The sequence below is a fragment of the Burkholderia sp. 28_3 genome (assembly GCF_003253915.1).
Taxonomy (GTDB): domain Bacteria; phylum Pseudomonadota; class Gammaproteobacteria; order Burkholderiales; family Burkholderiaceae; genus Burkholderia; species Burkholderia cenocepacia.
Map to the genome: position 1 here is coordinate 242,778 of NZ_QKZF01000002.1, position 21,049 is coordinate 263,826.

General features: G+C 57.2%; 14 protein-coding genes. 6 read left to right on the forward strand and 8 right to left on the reverse strand.

What is annotated here, in order from left to right; translation table 11 throughout:
• Positions 1-4: 4 nt before the first annotated feature.
• Positions 5-979: a tRNA (adenosine(37)-N6)-dimethylallyltransferase MiaA gene (miaA, locus tag DFS13_RS05810; protein ID WP_111441446.1), complete on the reverse strand. Its 975-nt coding sequence runs from the start codon at positions 977-979 to the stop codon at positions 5-7.
• On the reverse strand, positions 976-2,976 hold the full coding sequence (gene mutL / locus DFS13_RS05815) for a DNA mismatch repair endonuclease MutL (RefSeq protein ID WP_111441447.1): 2,001 nt from the start codon (positions 2,974-2,976) through the stop codon (positions 976-978). The genes miaA and mutL overlap by 4 nt, the downstream gene beginning before the upstream one ends.
• 183 nt (positions 2,977-3,159) lie before the next feature.
• On the opposite strand from mutL, the gene DFS13_RS05820 reads away from it, so the two are divergent.
• Positions 3,160-3,843, forward strand: a complete 684-nt coding sequence (locus DFS13_RS05820) for a DedA family protein (protein WP_034200986.1) — start codon at positions 3,160-3,162, stop codon at positions 3,841-3,843.
• A gap of 137 nt (positions 3,844-3,980) precedes the next feature.
• Here the strand turns inward: DFS13_RS05820 and DFS13_RS05825 are convergent, their stop codons facing one another.
• The 6 genes from DFS13_RS05825 to DFS13_RS05850 form a co-directional block, all read right to left on the reverse strand.
• Positions 3,981-5,408, reverse strand: coding sequence for a mannose-1-phosphate guanylyltransferase/mannose-6-phosphate isomerase (locus DFS13_RS05825; protein ID WP_111441448.1), 1,428 nt, complete (start codon positions 5,406-5,408; stop codon positions 3,981-3,983).
• 52 nt (positions 5,409-5,460) lie between these two features.
• Positions 5,461-5,634: a hypothetical protein gene (locus DFS13_RS40220; RefSeq protein WP_166677904.1), complete on the reverse strand. Its 174-nt coding sequence runs from the start codon at positions 5,632-5,634 to the stop codon at positions 5,461-5,463.
• 125 nt (positions 5,635-5,759) lie between these two features.
• A complete protein-coding gene (locus DFS13_RS05830) occupies positions 5,760-8,129 on the reverse strand; it encodes a hypothetical protein (RefSeq protein WP_134163134.1) in 2,370 nt (789 codons plus the stop codon).
• Positions 8,130-8,379: 250 nt separating this feature from the next.
• Positions 8,380-9,192 carry a mechanosensitive ion channel family protein gene (locus DFS13_RS05840; RefSeq protein WP_111441451.1) on the reverse strand — a complete coding sequence of 271 codons (813 nt, stop codon included), beginning with the start codon at positions 9,190-9,192 and terminating at the stop codon, positions 8,380-8,382.
• A 244-nt stretch (positions 9,193-9,436) separates the two neighbouring features.
• Positions 9,437-11,449 (reverse strand): capsular polysaccharide biosynthesis protein, encoded by a 2,013-nt coding sequence (locus DFS13_RS05845; protein ID WP_111441545.1) that lies wholly within the window; start codon positions 11,447-11,449, stop codon positions 9,437-9,439.
• A 27-nt stretch (positions 11,450-11,476) separates the two neighbouring features.
• Positions 11,477-12,628, reverse strand: a complete 1,152-nt coding sequence (locus DFS13_RS05850; RefSeq protein WP_034200983.1) for a glycosyltransferase family 1 protein — start codon at positions 12,626-12,628, stop codon at positions 11,477-11,479.
• 439 nt (positions 12,629-13,067) lie between these two features.
• Between DFS13_RS05850 and DFS13_RS05855 the strand changes: the two genes are divergently transcribed.
• The 5 genes from DFS13_RS05855 (at position 13,068) to DFS13_RS05875 (ending at position 20,870) form a co-directional block, all read left to right on the forward strand.
• Positions 13,068-14,252, forward strand: coding sequence for a polysaccharide biosynthesis/export family protein (locus tag DFS13_RS05855; RefSeq protein WP_111441452.1), 1,185 nt, complete (start codon positions 13,068-13,070; stop codon positions 14,250-14,252).
• Between the two features lie 2 nt (positions 14,253-14,254).
• Entirely contained in the window at positions 14,255-15,364 is a 1,110-nt protein-coding gene (locus DFS13_RS05860; RefSeq protein WP_111441453.1) for a hypothetical protein, read from the forward strand.
• Entirely contained in the window at positions 15,354-16,148 is a 795-nt protein-coding gene (locus DFS13_RS05865; protein ID WP_111441454.1) for an ABC transporter permease, read from the forward strand. Before DFS13_RS05860 ends, DFS13_RS05865 begins: the two co-directional genes overlap by 11 nt.
• A gap of 7 nt (positions 16,149-16,155) precedes the next feature.
• Positions 16,156-16,809 (forward strand): ABC transporter ATP-binding protein, encoded by a 654-nt coding sequence (locus DFS13_RS05870; RefSeq protein ID WP_089472202.1) that lies wholly within the window; start codon positions 16,156-16,158, stop codon positions 16,807-16,809.
• A 338-nt stretch (positions 16,810-17,147) separates the two neighbouring features.
• Complete coding sequence (locus tag DFS13_RS05875; RefSeq protein WP_111441455.1) at positions 17,148-20,870, forward strand: rhamnan synthesis F family protein; 3,723 nt, start codon at positions 17,148-17,150, stop codon at positions 20,868-20,870.
• Positions 20,871-21,049 lie beyond the last annotated feature (179 nt).

A 21,049-nucleotide genomic window follows, 5' to 3' on the forward strand; every position in this document is an offset into this window, starting at 1 on the left:
CGCATCAGCCCGGTGTGCGGCCGTCGAGGACGCGTTCGAGCGCGTCGAGCGCGCGGGCCGTCGAATCCGGCGCGACGCAGTCGACTACGATCCGCTCCGGCATCGCGCGCAGCCACGTGATCTGGCGTTTGCACAGCTGGCGGGTCGCGAAGATGCCCTTGTCGCGCATCGTCCGGTAGTCGGTATCGCCGTCGAGGAATTCCCACGCCTGCCGGTAGCCGACGCAACGCATCGACGGCAGGTCGGGATGGAGATCCTCGCGGCGCCGCAGCCGTTCGACTTCGTCGATGAAGCCCGCGTCGAGCATCGCATCGAAGCGCTGCGCGATCCGCGCGTGCAGCACCGCGCGATCCGACGGCTCGAGCGCGACCGGCACGAAGCGGTACGCGGCGGCCGCATCGTCGGTGCGGCGCGGCGCGGCGAGCAGCACCGACATCGGCTGCCCGCTCAACATGAAGATTTCCAGTGCCCGCTGGATCCGCTGCGAATCGTTCGGCGCGAGCCGCGCGGCCGTGTCGGGATCGACCTGCGCGAGCCGCGCGTGCAGCGCGGGCCAGCCGTCGCGCGCGGCGTCGGCGTCGAGTGCCGCGCGGATTTCCGGGTCGGCGCCCGGCAGGTCGTTGAGCCCGTGCGTCAGTGCCTTGTAGTACAGCATCGTGCCGCCCGCGAGCAGCGGCGTGCGGCCGCGCGCGACGATCTCGCCGATCAGCTGCAGCGTGTCCGCGCGGAATTCCGCGGCCGAATACGCGTCGGCCGGGTCGATGATGTCGATCAGGTGATGCGGCACGCTCGCGCGCTCGTCGCGCGACGGTTTCGCGGTGCCGATATCCATGTCGCGGTAGACGAGCGCCGAATCGACGCTGACGATCTCGATCGGGCGGCGCGCGGCGAGCGCCAGCGCCGCGGCCGTCTTGCCCGAAGCGGTGGGGCCGAGCAGGCAGGCGATCGTCGTCGGGGCGGACTGCGAAGAAGCGCTCATTGCCCGCGCATGAAGAGGCGGTCGAGATCGTTCAGCGTGAGCTGATACCAGGTCGGCCGGCCGTGATTGCACTGGTCCGCGCGCTCGGTCGCCTCCATCTGGCGCAGCAGCGCGTTCATCTCGTCGAGCGTCAGGCGCCGGTTCGCGCGTACCGCGTGATGGCACGCGAGCGTGCCGAGCAGTTCGTGCTGGCGCTCGGTGAGCACCCGCGAGCCGCCGAACGCGTGCAGGTCGGCCAGCACCGCGCGCGCGAGCGACTGCAGGTCGGCATCCTTCAGCAGCGCCGGCACCGCGCGGATCGCGAGCGTCGTCGGCGACAGCACCGCGAGGTCGAAGCCGAGCGATTCGAGCGTGTCGCGCTCTTCCTCGACCGTGCCGATCTCGACCGGCGTGGCCGTCATCGAGATCGGCAGCAGCAGCGACTGCACGGCGACCGAGCGATCCGCGAGCGCGTTCTTGAACTGTTCGTACAGGATTCGCTCGTGCGCCGCGTGCATGTCGACGATCACGAGACCGTACGCATTCTGCGCGAGCACGTAGATGCCGTGGATCTGGCCGAGCGCGAACCCGAGCGGCTGCTCGTCGTGCGTGCCGGCGGCGAGCGGCGACGCGGCGAAGCCCGGCAGCGGCGCGGCCGGTGCGTCGGTCGAATCGGCCGAATCGCGCGCGATGAGCGTCGTGCCGTCCGGCGTGCCGGCGCCGCTGTCCTTGCGGCCGAACAGCGCGTCGTAGAGCGCGAGCGGCTGCGCGACGGGCAGCGTGCCCTGCGTCATCCGCGCCTGGCGCATCCACGTGTTGCCCGCCGATGATGACGACGACGGCGACGAGAAGCCGCTGCCGCCAATGCCGCCGGCGCCGCCCGCACTCTGGCCGAGCGGCGTGTCGAGGAACGACGCCGGCCCGCGCGGGGCGGGCTCGATATGCGCGGCATGGCCGCCCGCGGCGGTTTCCGGCGACGCGCCCGCGTGGCGCGCGAGCGCCCGCTGGACCGCGTGGAACACGTACTGGTGGATCGAGCGCGAATCGCGGAACCGCACTTCGATCTTCGAGGGATGCACGTTCACGTCGACGGCTTCGGGCGGCAGGTCGAGGAACAGCACGTACGACGGATAGCGGTCGCCGTGCAGCACGTCCTCGTAGGCCGCGCGCACCGCGTGCGTCAGCAGCTTGTCGCGCACGAAGCGGCCGTTGACGAAGAAATACTGCTGGTCGGCGCGCCCGCGGCTCGCGGTCGGCAGGCCGGCGCAGCCGTAGACGGCGAGCGGGCCGGCCTGCTCGTCGAGCGGCAGGTGCGCGGTCGCGAAGCCGTCGCCGAGGATCTTCGCGACGCGCTGCGCGGGCTCGGTCGCATTCCAGTGCTCGACGGCCTTGCCGTTGTGCAGCACCGAGATCGCGACGTCCGGCCGCGCGAGCGCCGCGCGGCGGATCATTTCCAGGCAGTGGCCGAATTCGGTCTGCTCGCTCTTCAGGAACTTGCGCCGCGCGGGCGTGTTGAAGTACAGCTCGCGCACCTCGATCGTCGTGCCGACCGAGCCGGCGGCGGGCGACAGCACGCCCGTCTGCGCATCGATCTTCATCGCATGCGCGGCATCGGCCGTCCGGCTCGTGATCGACATCTCGGCGACCGACGCGATCGACGCGAGCGCTTCACCGCGAAAACCCAGCGTCGCGACCGCCTCAAGCTCCTCGAGCGAGCGGATCTTGCTGGTCGCATGGCGCATCAGCGCGAGCGCCAGTTCGTCGGGCGGAATCCCGCAGCCGTCGTCGGTGATCGAGATGCGCTTGACGCCGCCTTCTTCCAGCACGATGCGCAGCGTCGTTGCGCCGGCGTCCATCGCGTTCTCGAGCAACTCCTTGACGACCGACGCCGGGCGTTCGACGACCTCGCCGGCGGCGATCTGGCTGATCAGCTGGTCGGGCAGGGGCTGGATCGCGCGCAGCGGGCGCGCGGCGGGGGCGGGCGCGGCGCCCGCGGCCGTTTCGGTGATATCGGACATGGCCGAATTATAGCGAGGCGGCGAACGCGTGCCGGGGCAGTCGGCCGTTACGTTTTTTCACGGAGCCTTAAGGTAGTTTCGGTATCATCGCTGGGTTGCACGCGCCGCCTTGGCTGGCGGGCGCCTCGGCCATGTCTGGCCGGTTCCGGCCGTTCCGGCCCCATCGCCTTCGAGGAATCGCATTTGGATACGCTGCTTCATTTCGTCAATCTTGTCCTGCATATCGACGCTTTCCTCGGCGATTTCATCCGGCAGTACGGCGCATGGGTCTATCTGGTCCTGTTCCTGATCGTGTTCTGCGAGACGGGGCTCGTCGTGTTCCCGTTCCTGCCCGGCGATTCGCTGCTTTTCATCGGCGGCGCGTTCGCGGCGACGGGCGAAATGAACGTTGGCCTGCTGATCGTGCTGCTGCTCGTCGCGGCGATTTCCGGCAACACCGTGAACTACCTGATCGGCCGCTGGATCGGCCCGAAGGTGTTCAATACGCATATCCCGGTGCTCGAGCGCTTCCTCGATCGCGCCGCGCTGCAGAAGACCCACTCGTTCTACGACAAGCACGGCGGCAAGACGATCGTGCTCGCGCGTTTCATCCCGGTCGTGCGTACGTTCGCGCCGTTCGTCGCGGGGGCGTCGTCGATGAGCGTGGCGCGCTTTCAGTTGTTCAACGTGATCGGTGCGCTGGTGTGGGTGCTACTGCTCGTGCTGCTCGGCTATTTCTTCGGCAACATTCCGTTCATCCGGCAGTACCTGAACGTGATCGTGCTGGTCGGGATCGGCGCGGCGATCGTGCCGGTCGCGCTCGGCGCGGTGTGGAAGCTGGTGCGCGGGAAGCAGTCGGATAATGTGCCGAAGGCGGGTGGGCGTTGAGCGGGAGCGTTTCGTTCTCGTCTCGGTGCAGTAAAAAAGCGTGGCGAGTGCCACGCTTTTTTTTCGTCCGGTGCCGCCGTTACGCGTTGCGATGCGAGATCGGCGCCGGCTGCGCTTTGAGCCGGAAAATGTCCTAGTTACGACGCTGCGCGGCCGTAGGTGTCTTCGAAGCGGACGATGTCGTCCTCGCCGAGATACGAGCCTGACTGGACTTCGATCAGTTCGAGCGGAATCTTGCCCGGGTTTCTGAGCCGATGTGGGGTGCCGAGGGGGATATACGTTGACTGGTTCTCGGTAAGGATGATTTCTGCATCGCCATTCGTCACAAGCGCCGTGCCCTTCACGACAATCCAATGTTCGGCGCGGTGATGATGCATCTGCAGGCTCAGTTGTGCTCCAGGAGCGACGATGATCCGCTTGACCTGGAAGCGATCACCGGCATCAATGCTTTCATAGGAGCCCCACGGCCGTGGGACACGACGGTGCGTGACTGATTCGAGCCGTCCCGAACGATTCAGTTGTTCGACGACCTTCTTGACGTCCTGGACGTGGTCGCGATGCGCGACCAGGACGGCATCTGCAGTTTCGACTACAACGACATCACGGACGCCGATCGCCGCGACCATCCGGTGTTCCGCACGGATGTAGGAGTTTGCGACAGTATCCGTATAGATGTCGCCGCAAACAGTATTGTTTTGGTCGTCGCGCGCGGCAATATCGGCGAGCGCGTTCCACGAACCGACATCGCTCCAGCCGAGTTCGGGAGCCGCGACCACGGCGGCGCGTTTCGTCTTTTCCATGACGGCGTAGTCGATGGAGATGTCCGGACAAGCGCCGAATGCTTCGATATCGAGACGCAGAAAATCATAGTCCTGCTGCGCGCGATCGAGTGCCTGTGCTGCATGTCGGGCGATGTCAGGGGCATGTTGCGCAATCTCGTCGAGATAGACCGATGCATTCAGCAGGAACATGCCGCTGTTCCAGTAATAGCGGCCGTCATTGACGAATTCCGCAGCACGTTCACGGTCGGGCTTTTCGACGAATGCGTCGACGGCGTGAGCGCCGTTGCCGGTTTCAAGCGCTTCGCCGCGGCGGATATAACCGTATCCGGTATGCGGCTCGTTGGGGGGAATCCCGAATGTGACGAGATGTCCGCGCTTTGCGACCGTGGCCGCGGTGTCGACGGCCGTGATAAATGCCGGCAGATTCTGGACGATGTGGTCCGACGGCAACACCAGAAGCAACGCGTCCGGATCGTCGCGCAACGCGATGCGTGCCGCGACGGCAATCGCTGGTGCCGTGTTGCGGCCGAGCGGCTCCAGCACGATCGCCCGTGGCTTGATACCGGTGTGCTGAAGTTGCTCCGCAACCATGAAACGATGCGCGTGGTTCGCGACAATGACTGGAGGCGCGACCCCGGGCACTTCGCTCGCGCGAAGGACGGTCTGCTGGACAAGGGTTTGTTCTCCCGCCAGCTTCAGATACTGCTTCGGGTAGTTGCTGCGGGACATCGGCCACAGCCGGCTGCCGTTGCCGCCGCATAGGAGGATCGGATAGAGACTCATGCGGGGATGTCCGGGGTAGGGCGAATGGGTGATGGCTCGGTTGCCGGGGGAGTCATTCTAACAAAGCGTGGTAATCAAAAAGCGTGGCGGGGTGCCACGTCTTTTTGTCCGGAGCCGCCTGGTCAGTATGGTCGGGATTTACTGGATCGCCGCATTCGGACGATGTGTCGTCGTTGACGATCGTCGTGCCGAACGGCCTGACATGGTTGTCCTGGGGCAGGGGCATCGCCATTCCGGGCTGTCGCGACGGAGAGCGGTTCCGATTGAGGCACGCCACTCGGTCGCGCCGCGTCTTCACTTTAGCCGGCTCTGTGACGCCCGTCAGGCTCGCGGCAGCGCGTTTTGGGGAGCTTACTTGCTTCGCTCATTCAGCCAAGCGACGATTCGGAAGCCCTTCCATTTCCGAATGGTTTCAATGGTTGCTTCAAGTGCCTCGATCTGTTCCATTAGGTCCTTTACCTCGTTCCCGTGTTTCCGCTCTGCCTGTGCAAGATTTTCCAGTTGGCATGTCAGCAGTTGGTGGTTTCGAGTCGCGAACTGCTCCGCGGCATGTGCGTGATCGCGTCGAAGCGAAGTAAGAGCTGCGAGGTAGCGTTTGCCGAGACTCGATTGGCTACCGCGAGAACTCGGCTCGTATTGGGCAAATTCCGATGCTAGTTTGGTGAGAGCGGTTGACAGTGCATCCGGATTGCACGAAGCATGTTCGTTATGGAAGCCTAGCGAATGCGTCGCCGGAGCGTCTGACAGTTCGGGAACGGCGGGCTGCTGAGGGAGATCCGGCTCAGTGGTTGCTGCTACGTCTATCGGCCGCAGTCGTTGCAATTCCGTGAATCCGTCGAATTGATCGAGCATGGACTCAGCGATCGCGAACCAACTCAAAATCGTACTATCGAACGCGTCGAGTTCAACGATTTGCTGTTCGATGACCTCGCGAATCCGATCCTCAATTGCTCGAATGGCATTCTGATGGGCTGAGCGAAGGGAGTCTATCGCCGATTCGTGAGCAGCACGTTGCTTTTCCGCTTGAAGCTCAAGCGCGGTTGTATGGGATGCCTTTAAGGTGGCGTTTGTCGTTTTGTATTCTTGCGCCAGCGCAGTCTGCTGCTCTTCCGAAATGCGCGCTGCTGCTTCGAACTGAGCTTTCAGCAATTCGATTGCCGCGTTGTGCTGAGTGTCGCGTTGTGCGAGATCCTGCTTCAATGCCTGCAAAGTTTGCCGGTGGGCATCCTCAAGAGATTGAGTCAATCGGGTATGCTGCTCGTCCGAATTGCGCGTTGCGGTCTCGAATTGTGCTTTCAGCAGTTCCATCGACGCTGCATGCTCGGTGTCGCGTCGCGCGAGTTCCAGTTGCATCGTCTTCAAGGTTTGCCGATGAGCGTCCTCAAGGGATTGCGTCAACCTGGTCTGTTCTTCGCGCGCGCTGATGTGCGCATGTAATGCCCCCTGTAACTGCGTTACCTCGGCTTCCAGCTCTCGTGTCCTGGTTTCACCGTGCTGGTAAGCGAGCTTCGCACAGGCAAGCTGCGCGTCTATGCCGGTCTTGAGGAAGTTAATCTGAAATTCAAGCCGGACCCCGTGTTGGTCTGAGAAACTAACCGGGATGTCGTCGAAGATAATCTGGGGGTCTTTACTCTCGAAATAGAGAATGCCGTCGGCGCTGAATGAACAATTGGAAGTCAGCTTGCCCATCAAGCTGATCGAATCATTCGGCCCGACGAGGATGGCATCTTCAACGACCAGGACTGCAGAATCATCGATAGGATCGAGCCGCAACGTCTTGATGTCGATGGCACGATCGACGTTAAAGACATATCTCGCGGATCGCTTTTTCGGATCGATAGTTTGACTTGACGAGTGTTCCTCGGAAAAGCCATTGCCTTCATCCACAAACAACTGGATTCGCGCGCTCGAAAGGATTCCCTCCCCCAGTCTCTGCTCTACATCGATGATGAGGGATCTTAAGTGTTCTGCTTCGGCGCGATGGATATCCCGATCGCGCCGCGCGTTGGCAATCTCTCGGTGAAGCGCTACCCGATCAAGCGCATCGAAGTTCGGAAAGAGGTCACCCTTTGCTATGTTCGCCCAATTTGCGAGTTCGCCACCGATCCGCACTTTGCCGGGCTGGGCGGTTTGGGCGTGGGCGCGTATTGCTGCGGAAGCATCGATCCCGGCAAGGACCGGTCGCAATTGCTCATAGAGGTATTTGCCGTCAGTGATGAAGCGCGGAAACTCCAGGAAGATCAGCGGCACTCGCTTCTTTACACAGGCATGAATGACCTGGTGGAATCCCATCGACAGCAGGCGCGCCTGATCGATCGGGTTCAACGAATAGACAGTGCCCCCTGGCACGACCCCCCACGTGTGCCAGCGTGTCAATTCACCGGGAATGTCTTCGCGCCCGAGACGCGCACGCAGTTCGTTTACTACTCTACTCGTGGCTGCTTCCACAAGATCCCGCATGGGGATGATGACGGCGTCAACTTGGATATCGTCGCGCGCGAGCAGTTCGTCGACAAATTCGTAAAGCCAAGGAGACTTGATGACGTAGGGAAGATTGGCGTCGCCTGTCGGGAAATCCTCAAGTCCGGCATTGGCATTCTCATCGAGCCGATCTTCGGGATTTCTCGCGAGGTGCGTATCGAGGCCGCATGCCGTGAGGTATTGGACCAGAAAGCTTGTACCGGCACGACCGGTGCCGGCGACGAGAAGGTGGTGTTTCAATTTCTGTAAGGTACCGTAAGTGAGGCGGTGATAGCCAACTCTACGTCTGCGACTGCGACTGCGGTCGTTTTCCAGCGCCTTGCGGCGACTGCCACGTCATTTTTTGCCCCGGAGTCTCACTTCATAAGCCAGGGAACAAGGTTCAGGGGCGGTTGAGGAAGTATCGCCCCTTCTCTCGGATAACGACGGGTTTGACACCAAACTGAAGTGGCTGCGCCGAGCAATTTTCATGCACCGACGGATTGCACCGTCAAGCCGTGCGATGCGAGACCGGCGTTTCGGGCGTCGGGTACTGCGCGTCGCGGAACGTGTCGAGGATCACGCGGTTGGTATCGCAGTACACCTGCCAGTAGTTCTCGGGTGCCGTGGACGGGCGCACAAACAGCAGCGGCCCTTCCGGCGTGAACTGCAGTACGCCGACGTCCGGCGCCGGGGTGGTCAGCACGTTCGGGATCCGCTGGATCGACGTCTTCAGGCGGTTGATCGCGTCGACGGCATCGACGCCGTTCGCGATCTTTGCGGTTAGGTCGACGCGACGGTGCGGCGTGGCACTGTAGTTCGCGATGTTGTCCGAGAAGATCTTGTTGTTGCCGACGATCGTCACGATGTTGTCGGCGGTGATGATCGTCGTGCCGAACAGGCCGAGCTCCTTCACCGTGCCCGTGACGCCGCCTGCGTTGATCACGTCGCCGATCTTGAACGGGCGCAGCACCTGCATGAACACGCCAGCGGCGAAGTGCGCGAGCAGGCCGCCCCAGGCGGTACCGATCGCGAGGCCGAGGCCGGCGAGCAGGGCAGCGAACGAGGTTGTTTGCACGCCGAAGATCTGCAAGATCGCGAGGATCAGCAGAATCGTCAGCAGCACGCCGACGACGGAGGTCAGGTAGTCGGTCAGTGTCGGGTCGACCTTGCCGCTGCGGCGAACGACCTTGCCGAGCAGGCGCGTGCCGATGCGGATCGCCCAGCGGCCGACGAACCACAACACGATCGCGGCGAGGAGGTTGAGGCCGAAGTCGAGACCGCGGGTCATCAGGAATTGCTGGGCGGTGGCGAGATCGATCATGCATTCTCCGAAGGCAAAAGTAGAAAGGGCGGCGCATGCACCTGGTGGCGTTTTATAACCTGACCTACGCGTGCCCGGCAACCTGCTTTGTGGAGTTGATGCAGTGCAAAACGGGTAGTACGTATGAGTGTACTGCCCGCCGGGTGGCCTTCTTTGCGTTGGCACCTAGATTGGTTTGACCAAGATGTGCCGTGCGACTCGGCAAAAACGACCTGTCATTGGCCAGCAAACGTGCAGATCCCCTTCAGCGGATCGCTCGGTCGTGAATGAATTGTCGCCCCTGCCACCCAGCATAACGTATCGCGTTGCGCGTCCAGCGTATTGCCTTGACGAGGGGGCGGCCGCGGTTTCCGCGTATTTTCTCGAGCGGCCGGGCCGCATTCGGCGCGAGTTGCCGGGCGATTGCTTCGGGCGTCGTGAACAGCGAGAGCTGCCAGTCCCAATAAATGGCGTAACGGAGCAACACTCCGGCCGTCAGCATGTCGAGCGATAGTCGGCGTTCGCGCCACGGCTGTTCCAGCGCATCGTGCGTTAGTCCCCAGCCAGCATAAAAGGGCAGGCCATAGGTATGGACTTCCTTTCCGCGCATCAGGGCATCGAAGCCGGCGAGCGACGAGAGTGTATGCAGTTCGTCCGCGACGTCGATCAACGAAATGAGATCCGCGTCCGCGTCGACGATGTCTGCGAGGTGTTCAGCGTCGACGAGCCCGGCACGATTCCCGGACAATACGTCCGGATGCGGTTTGTAAATGATGAATGCATTCGGCCGAAGAGCCCGCACTTCTTTTAACAATGCCTCCGATGTGGCTATCGTGCCTGTTCCCAGTCGGATCGACGCGTCGTCTGCAACCTGGCCGGCGACCAGCACGACACGTTTGTCATTGGGGATGCGCCATGTCGGCGCCTGGCGGCCGAGATTGTATTTCGTGAGCCCTAGTCGCACGATCTCCTGTCTGAGCGCCGCCGCGCGCCGCAATTCCGCTTCGTCGAACGTGGTCTGGTTGAGGATGACGGTCAGGTCGCTCGGACGACTCGCGTCGAAATACAGGCCGCGGCGGTCGATGACCTGGCTACACGGCGGCGACATGTCCGAGCCGAGTCCGGTCGAATGGATAAAGCCGTCTTCGATCCGGACATGGGCGACGCCGGCGGGCAGGCCTTCGGTCGATCGTCCCCCCCATATTGCCGCGTGTTCGTCGGTGTGGGTGTCGCGCGGATCCGTGATCCAACGCAACGTTCCGCCTCCCGCCGACAGGTAGGGCGTCGCGTAAGGCCGCTTCCACCATTGGAAGCGCACGCCAGCAACCCGGCCGAGATCCCTGTATCGGTCGGCGACGGCATGCTGCAGTTCGATACAGTCGAGTGCGGTTTCGAGCGTGCCTTGTGTGCCGCGTGCCGGGTCAAGATAGCGCGCGAGCTGCAGGAAAACGGCATCAAATAATGCGTCTATGGAGGGGCGCGCACGGCGTTCCGGCATCGCGGTGTGGTCCTGCGTCAGTCCCCAGCCTGCGTAGTAGGGGGTGCCGAACACGTGAACCGGGACGCCGGCCAGAAGCGCCGCCATCCCCTCAGACGCTCCCACGACATGGACGGCATCGGCATGTCGCAGTACGTCCCGCAAGGAGTGCGCGACTTCGAGAACTCTTGCATTTCCGTGCAGCTGGGTTTTCGTCGAAAGCCAATTGCCAGCCCCCGCATCGGCGGAGCGTAAGACCCATAGGGCTGCATCGGGGTGCACAGCACACGCCGCATCCGCCATCGCAGCGAAATTCCGTTGGCGCAGCGCTGCCCGTGTGCAGACGTCGGTATGCGACGTCTCGCGTTCGTCGATCAGCACAATGCGCTTGCCACCGCCGGATTCGTGCCATGCATCCGGCAATTCGGCTATCTGATGGCGGACGTGCAACGCGTCGCTGTCGAGCACGCGGCGCATCAGATTGCGGCATCGCTTGTCCGTGTCGGTGACAGGCGTGACCTCAAGCAGACGTTCGAGTGCGGCGACGAGTCCACCGCTCGCAACCAGATCCGACGGAACGCAGAACCATGAAAGAGGCGGTGCGTGCGTTGCGTGCCGAACGAAGACGGGGCCGGGGCATACGGGGTACACGGTACGTCCGATCGACGCGGACGCTCGGGCAAGCGCGACGCCAAGCCACGAATCGATCCACACGAATGGTGACTTTCCGGTCAGCCAGCCGATCATGCATTTGCCGCGAGCGATTGCACTTGCGTCGAATGACCGGGGTTCGGACTTCATCGAGTGCTCAGTAGGTGCCGGAATCATTTATCGGAGCGAATCGAGGAAGCCATCGATGCGATCGAAGTGCTCGGCCCATGTCGGTGCTCGAAAGCGCTCGATCCGCGTGAGCTGATTCGCCAGCTCGCTGCTGTCCGAGCGAGCGTACTCGCGAATCCGTGCAAGCCATCCCGGCCCGTCGAGCGGGTCGAGATAATCGGGAATGTCCGATGCAATCTCGTGAAAGACCGGCAAGTCGCTGGCGAGTACCGGCACGCCCAACATCAGTGCCTCGACGAGCGGCATCCCGTAGCCTTCGGCGAACGATGGGAAGATGAGCGCTCGTGCATGTTGCAACCACGCATGCAGTCGTTCGTCGCTGCAATCCGATTCTTCGATAACCGCACCGCGAATCGTTGCGCAGCGCTCCAGCATATCGACGACGTTCTCGCATTCCCAGCCGCGCCGGCCGATGACCACGAGCTTGGGGGCGGTTTCCCCCATCTGTTCGACCAGGCGCCGCCAGACATGCAAGATGAACCAGTGGTTCTTGCGCGGCTCGATCGTACTGAGCATCACGAAGTACGGGCCATCGATCGGAGCCGGGCTCGGCGGATGCGGTTCTACGGCGGGTGCGAGCGGTGCGACGACGACTGGCGGGAGCGGTAGCGAGGCTCGCTGGGCTTCGTTCGCCAGTTCGTCGTAGGTCGCCTGTGAATTGCTGATCAGGCCGCTCGCATGTCGGAGTGCTGTATGGATACGGGCACGATGCGATGCGTCCACACCAGGACGACAATACTCCGCGTGGGTGAGCGGAATGAGATCATGAACCATGAAGACCGAGTGCGCGTTGCGTTGTGCCATCGCCCGGTAGTAGCGCGTGAACTCCATCCCGTTGTGACTTGTATGCAACAAAATTGCGCGATCGAATTTCGCCGATTGAAGCCGGTTTAGCAACGCGGAAGCAATTATTCTGCGCAGTGCCCATCGGTCGCGATCAGACGAGAGCAGCAGCGAAAACATCTTCTGCGAGTCTTTTTCCGTCAAAACGGTGGAAAAACCGCGTTCACTCAGGACTGCGCGTGCGCGGTCGCCATATTTACGAATGTAAGCCAGTCCTACTCTGTCTACCCCGGTGGGGATCAGGCCATCATAAAATCGGGTGGCGAGACGAGTGACGTCTAGAAGTATTTTTGTCACGCAGGTGAAATTTGGTTGTGCGTGCGGAAACGAAAAATGTTTCCGTTTGCCGAAGCCCGATGGCTCATGCAACAATTCCGCCGGGTAATTCTATGGCATCTCGGATGGCGGGACAATTCGCGCGTGTACGTCGATAGATCAGCACAAGCGCCGAGTATGCCAAACACAACAGAAGCTTGAGGTCAGATTTACCGATCTGCTCGTGCCCTTGCGCGCAGCAGCAATGGACTTTTGGAACCGCCCGTGTTTGTGCCAGACCGGCTCGCGTCTTAGCGGGCAAAGGGTTCGGCTGCGCGTAAGCCAGGGCTGCTGGACGGCGAAAACTCGAGGAACCTCAAGGGTACCCTCGGTATTTCGGATGCGCCATGCCGGTAAATTCACCGGTACATCTTACATTGTGCGGTAAAATCCGGCGGCCTTTGAATGACTGGATTGTTAAATGCAGAGTTTAAATCGCAGTGTGTGGTTGGCTGCTGCCATCGGCGGCACCATTGGCTTGGCTGCGTGTGGATCCATTCCCACGTCCGGGCCGAGTCGTTCCGAGATTAATGCCAGTGGTGCCGGCACAAATCAAGTCAGTTCGCAAGGAATCCAGGTCGTTGATGTGACCGATCAGGTGGCGCGGCAACTCTATGCTGGCCGCAAAAGTACGGATTTTGCTGCAACACTAGGCGACAACTCGGCGTTTCAGCAACAGTTGGGTGTGGGCGACGTGGTCGAGGTGTCGATTTGGGAGGCGCCGCCTGCCACTCTGTTTGGCGGTGGTACGAGCGACGCACCGACGCCCAGTGGTGTACCGACTGGTGCGCGGTTGACCAAGTTGCCAACGCAAGTGATCGACGGCAACGGCAACATCCATGTGCCGTTCGTTGGCGCTATCAAGGCAACGGGCCGTTCGCCAAGCCAATTGCAGGTCTATATCGCAGCGCGTCTCAAGAATATCGCGCATGACCCGCAGGTTCTGGTGCAACTGGCGCGGAACGAAACCTCATATGTCACCGTGGTGGGAGACGTGTCGAGCAGCACGCGCATGCAGCTGAGTGCGCGTGGCGAACGCGTGCTCGACGCTCTCGCCGCGGCCGGCGGCACGAAGCAGCCGATCAACAAGACCATGATTCAGGTGACGCGCGGCGAAACCGTCGCGTTGGAACCGCTCGAAACGGTGATCCGCGACCCGCGCCAAAATGTACCGCTGAAGGCAGGTGACGTTGTCACCGCACTGTTCCAGCCCTACAGCTTTACTGCGTTTGGTGCGACCGGTAAGAACGAAGAAATCAATTTCGAGGCGCAGGGCATTACGCTGGCGCAGGCGTTGGCGCGGGCGGGTGGCTTGCAAGACTCGCGTTCAGATGCACAGGGCGTATTCATTTTCAGGTTGGAAGATCAGCAGGCGCTGAAGTGGCCCAATCAGCCGGTACGAACGACGGCAAATGGCAAAGTCCCGGTTATCTACCACATTAATCTGAAGGACCCTGATTCGTTCTTCGTAGCGCAGAGTTTCATGATGGACAACAAGGACGTCCTCTATGTTTCCAATGCGCCGGTGGCCGAGCTGCAGAAAGTGCTGAACTTGGTGTTCTCCGTTGCCTACCCGATCGTGTCTGGTGTTCAGACGTTCAAATAACTATGAAATTTCTGAAGCGCATTAACCGTTTATTTTGGCTGACAGTTGTTATTCCTACTGGCATCGCAATTATTTATTTTGGAATTATTGCGAGCGATAAATATACATCCACCAGTAGTTTTTTGATTCGTAGCCCGCAGCAGAACAGCGTATCCGGATTGGGTGGCTTGCTGAAAGGGGTTGGTGGATTTTCTAAGTCTGAGGGAGATGCATATACGGTTCAGAAGTATATTCTTTCTCGCGACGCGATGGCGGTGCTGAATCAGGAGCAGCGCATAAAATCGGCCTTTCAAAGTGGGTCTATTGATTTCCTGAATCGGTTCTCCGTGCTTGGGTTCGGTGATAGTTTGGAGGAGTTTTATCTCTACTACGGCAATAAAATTGTAGATGCAAAAGTAGATACCGACTCGCCTATCGTGACCTTGAATACTCATGCATACGATGCACATCTTGCGTGGACTATGAATAAACGCTTGTTGGAGTTGAGCGAGAGGATCATCAATCAAATGAATGTGCGCGCTCGTTCCGATCTGATCAATGCGGCCCAGCGCGATGTGGACCAGGCCAAAGAATACGATCGCATCGCCACATTGGCGCTGGCGCGTTATAGAAACACTGCAGGAGTGATCGACCCGGAACGTCAGTCGACTATTCCATTGCAACAGGTTGGAAAATTGCAGGATGATTTAATTGCAACCCGTGTACAGATTGCTCAAATGGAGCGGTTGTCACCTGCGAATCCGGGGCTGCCGACTTTGCGTGATCGTGCCAAATTGCTGCAGGAGGCAATCGATCAAGTAAATCAGCGCGTTGCAGGGGGCCAAGGAGGCGGATCTTTGGCCAGTAAGGCTGCCGAATTCCAGCGCCTGACGCTTGAAAAGGATGTCGCCGATAAGATTCTCGCTGGGGCGATAACGATGCTGGATCAAGCTCGTGTCGAGGCTGAGCGCAAGCAGCTCTACCTCGAGCGTATTTCTGAACCCAGCTTGCCAGACCATGCGATGAGTCCTCGTCGTGGGCGCAATATTCTCGCCACCTTTTTGTTTGGTTTGATCTTGTGGGGCGTGTTAACCATCGTTATTGGTGGAGTAAAAGAGCACTATGACCGCTGAGCACCGACCTCTGACCTTTCGGCATCAATTGCGTATCCAAATCCGAGTGATTTGGGCGTTGGTTATGCGTGAAATGATCACCCGCTTTGGTCGGGAAGGGCTCGGTGTATTGTGGATAATGGCCGAGCCCGCAATGTTTGTCGTTGGGGTGATGGTGATTTTTAGCCACGCCGAAAAAAGCACCAAATATTCGGTGGCGGAGTTCTTGGCGGTTAGTTATCCGACGGTGCTTTTCTGGCGAAATGCAACAAATAGAATGATGAAGGCGATTGAGTCAAATCGCACACTGCTACATCACAAGCCGATTAGGCCGTTTGATATATTGTATTCGCGAATTATTCTTGAATTTGCCGGCGCTACTGCTTCGTTCATTGTTTTATTTGTAATTTTGATCGTAATAGGTATTTGCCAATTTCCGGCGGACGTGTTGGAGATGATCGTTGGGTATTTTCTAATAATTTGGTTTTCGTTCAGCTTTGTCATAACGATGGCGGCGTTGTCGGAGATGAGTGAGTCGATCGATAAGATTTCGCACATTATCCTCTACCTGATGGTGCCGTTCTCGGGAGTGTTTATTCCTCTGTATGCGCTTCCGCCGAAATTGATTGACTTGATGTTGTACTTCCCATTGATTAATGCGGTCGAATACTTCCATCATGGCTATTATGGTGACAGGATGCCGACATTTTATAATCTGGGCTATACGGTGGCGGTTCTGTCGTTTTTTACGCTCTTTTCTCTTTCGATCATGCATCTTGCCATTCGGCGAGTTCAGTTGAATTAAGGATAATATGATTGAGTTGCGTAATGTAACAAAACGTTATCCGATCCATCATGGGCGATCGCATCGGGAAATACTCAAGGGTGTTAATCTGCGTGTCCAGGCGGGGGAGCGATGGGGTATTCTCGGCCGAAATGGTGCGGGTAAGTCAACGCTAATTCGAATTATTAGCGGCTCGGATCATCCGCATTCCGGTGAAATCATTAAAAACATGTCGGTTTCCTGGCCGCTGGCGTTTGGCGGCACGTTTCAGGGTAGTTTGACCGGTAAGGATAACGTTCGATTGATTTCTCGCGTGTACGATGTTGATTATCAAAAAACGCTTGCGCTGGTTGAGGATTTTGCTGAGCTCGGGGCGTATTTGAATGAGCCGTTTAAATCGTATTCGTCTGGTATGGCGTCGCGATTGGCGTTTGCAATATCAATGTCTATTGAATTCGATTGCTTTCTGATTGATGAGGGTATGTCGGTTGGGGATCATCGATTTCAGCAAAAATGTAATGTTGAGTTATTTGAGAAGCGTGGTGACCGTGCAATGATTATCGTTGCTCACCAGATAGATCTCATTCGAAATCATTGCAATCATGCTGCTGTTTTGGATGGTGGGGTGCTTAAGGTTTGCGATACGGTTGAAGATGCAATCAATATGTACCACTCCCTTTGATCTTTTGGGGGGGGCGTCGATTGAGTGATGTTACTTCGCATCGCAGATATATCTGTGTTGTGGAGATCGAGCGAAAAATTGGTGTTTGTTGAAGTTGGCCGATTGGGGTGAAGCGCAGGATTGGCGGGCTCCCGTTAATGCTGGCGTTTTTCGAAAATTGAATGTTGGGTGTTCTGGAAAATATGTAGCATAGTTATGCTTCGGGGAAGTGGAAGGCCGGAGTGACGAGTCTGGTGATCATGGTTTTTTTGTATGCTTGGTCGTCGACGATGATAAAAATTACATTTTCCAGTCCGTGCTGTATGACGTAATGCGTTTTGATAAAAGCATTCAATTAAATGTCTTTTGAGGGTGCCATGTTTTTTGGAAAAAGCGTCAGTAAATGGAAAATTGATGTCTTAAAGGGATCCCCCCTTTTTGATGCGGATGATTATGCCAAGGAGTTCGGGTTGGCCGCGGCGAGGGATCCTGTTCGACATTATTTGGAGAATTGGGCGCATTCATTGGCGAATCCTTCAAAATTTTTCGATGCCGCTTATTATCTGAAATTATATGGTGATGTTGCAGAGCACAAAATAAATCCATTGCTTCACTATTTGACGAACGGTTGGAAAGAAGGGCGTAGTCCGTCACCATTGTTTGATCGAAATGAATTTTTGGCTGCGCACCCTTATGTGCAAGCTGGTTCGGTAGACTTGGCCGAATTCTGCATACGGGCGTATGGTGATTACAATTGGAAGGCTAGGCGTGCATTGCCTCGAGTCGCATCTGAGTCGACAAACAAGAAAGTTACGCCGGGAGTTGTGATTCCCGAGATTTCAATTCCCGATGTTGTGATGCCAGAGATTGTTATGCCTGAGGTTGTGGTGCCGGAAGTGGTTGCTGAGGATTCCAGTGACTCAGTGGCAAAGTTGTGTTCTTCCGAGTTTGATCAAGAATATTATATTTCGACGTATCCCGATGTAAAGGCATCGGGAATGGATCCATACATCCATTACATGAATCACGGGTTTGCAGAAGATAGAAACCCTCGCCCCGATTTTGATGTATTTTTTTATAAAAATACATATCTAGAAGGGCGGAATGATATAAATCCGTTTGTTCACTATCTGACTGTTGGGCGTAGCACAAATTTCAAGACGCGCTCGGAGAATTCGAAAGTTATCGGCCTGCCGCACGATGAGGCTGTCAGCCTGTCGGTTTGCGTTCACGTTCATTGCTTTTATCCGGAGCTGCTTGGTGAAGTTTGCGCCGGGATTTTGAATTTCCCTGAGGGGAGTCATATTGTTGTAACTGTGTGTACCGAGGCGGACCGGCAGTATTGCTCCAAATATTTGAAGCAATACGTTCCTCATTTTAGTAACGACGTTATCCTGGTTCAGAATCGAGGCCGTGATATAGCACCTTTTATTGTCGGGTGCGCTGACATATGGAAGAAGTATGATGTTGTTTTGCATCTGCACACCAAACGAAGTAAGCATATTTCTTGGGGCGATGCGTGGCGTAAATATATTTACGACCAAACCATGGGTAGCAAGGATTTGGTTGCGGCGGTGCTTGGTAATTTTGCTCGTAACGAAGATTTGGGTGCGTTATACCCGGAGAATTATTACGATATCAAAAAATTTATCATTACCAACGCTAATGCCGAAGGCGTAAAGAGTGCTCTTCGATTTCTCGAGATTGACGAGGAATATTGCTCTGCGGAATTTGCTGCGGGCTCGATGGCGTGGTATCGAACGAGCTCACTGGATTCATTGATCGAGAAAATTAATGACGTTGAGCTTTTTGAGTCGGAAGACGGTCAAGTTGATGGCACATTCGCGCACGCACTAGAGCGTGTGATACCCGCGCAAGTGCGGGCCAACGGGTATTCTGTCTGTGCGTACTCAACGCCGATTCGAACTTCGGTAGGAGAACCCCTTCCAGGGCCTGGGCGGGATTTTGGCAGTTCGTTTGTGACGGATGCGTGGCCACGCGACAGCGTTCGCGCTGTCCATCCTCCGCGTCCGCTGGCTCCTCCTAGCCGTAGTTTCAATAGCAAGTCCCTCGATATTCATTGGGTCATCCCAGGCTTTGGCAAGGGGGCTGGCGGGCATATGACCATTTTCCGAATGGTTAAATATCTCGAGGAATTTGGGCACCAACAAACAATATGGGTTCAAAATGCTAACCATATTCCAAATGAGGAAGTGGCTCGGCAGCAAATTATTGATTGGTATGTAAAAATCGGGTCAAATGTCTCCGTTCTTTATCTGCCTGAAGATGTTCGACAATTGTCCGGAGATGTGATTATTGCGACTGATTGCTGGACGGCATTCCCGGTTAGTCAAGCTCAGAAATTCAAAGAGAGATTTTATTTTATTCAGGATTTTGAGCCTGATTTTCATCCGGCCGGTGCAAATCGCTTGGTCGCAGAAAGCACCTATGATTTAGGGTTCTCGGCCTTGTGCGCTGGCGACTGGCTTGATGGCCTCATGAAGGAACGGGGATGCTGGTCTCGCAGTTGGGATTTGGCTGCAGATCACGAAATATATTTTCCGGTTTCGTCCGGGAGTGGTGGTGCTTTTCCGATGGCCCGGGAAGTGCAAATTGCTTTCTATGCGCGTCCGTATACGCCGAGGCGGGCAGTCGAATTGGGGTTTGCTGCACTGGAAAGACTCAAGAAATCCGGTAGGCGATTCCACGTTCATCTTTTTGGTGAGCACAATATTGACGTTCCGTACGATTTTCCATGCACGCAGCATGGTGTTTTGTCTCACGAACAACTTGCTGTGTTGTATCAATCCTCGGATATTGGATTGGTTTACTCGGCAACCAATTATTCTCTGATTCCTCTAGAGATGATTGCTTGTGGATTGCCGGTGGTGGAATTGGATGTTCCAAGCACTCGTGCGATTTTTAAGAACGATGAGGTGGCTTTTGCGCCGCCGACTCCATATGGTATCGCTGATACGATTGAGGGGTTGCTGAATAATCCTGACAAGATGAATCGCCAGCGTGAAAATGGATTCACGTTTATTCGCAATAAATCTTGGGAAGGAAGTGCTCGCAAGGTCGAGGCGTCGATAATTGAGAAGTTGCGCGATCTTGGGTTCGGTGATGTCTCGTCGAAGATCTTCGCGCCGGTATTCATTTCGAAGCCGAAGGTTTCGGTATTTATTCCGACTTATAACGCCGGTAAGGAATTCGAGGCGGTTTTGAACTCCGTCGTTAGTCAGAGGACGGATTTTGAGTATGATGTGCTGGTTATTGATAGTTCATCAACCGACGGCACTCCGGGGCTTGTTGGAAAATTTGGTTCGAAGAAGGTAAGACTTCATCAAATTGATAAGCGAGATTTCCAGCATGGACGTACTAGAAACCTCGGGATATCGATGACCGATGGCGACTATGTTGCCATTTTGACGCAAGATGCCATGCCGGCCAATGATGCGTGGCTTGCCTCGTTGATCCGAGGTTTCAAACAAGGTGATCGTGTGGCTGGTGTCACGGGGCGACATCGGGCATATCCGACACATGGACCTTTTGTGTCGAGGGATATCGAAGGTCATTTTGATAATTTGAAATTATTGCCATCGGTCATAGATTCGTCGGTTGGTCTGCCTAGTCATTATTTCCGAGGAAGTATTACGTGGCGCATGCTGGCATATTTTTACTCGGATAATAACTCGGCAATGTCCCGTCGCGTGTGGAAGGATTTGCCTTATCCGGATATTGAGTGGGGCGAGGATTACGTATGGTCTGCGTCCGCGATCAAGGCTGGATATCAGAAGGCCTACGTCGACGAAGCCGTCGTTTTCCATTCGCATGATCTGTCTGAGAAGGACACGTTCAAGGTTGCGATGGCCGAGGGGAAGTTCTGGGCAGCAGAGTTTGGAATTAAATTGCACACTGATGCATCCTCTGTGATTGCGCAAATGTGCGATATAGATCGTCGCTACGCAAGGGAGAACGGGATCGTGGAGAGCGTGCTGAAGCGAAGACTCAAATCTATCGATGCCCTCGTTCGAGGAAGAATGCATGGATGGAAGGAAAGTCAATCTCGAGATGTGAGCTAGAGAGCACCACGTTACCCGGCTATGTCTTGCATATTTTAGATAATTCGCGTGGTCACGCCGTGGCTACGCGCATAAGGAGGTGATGCGAGAATGTGGGCGGCGGTATTAAATGTCACGCGGCCGTCACTCGTATGTTGCCGGGTTGTAATGGAGTGTGTTGACTGAGATTCTTCCGGCGA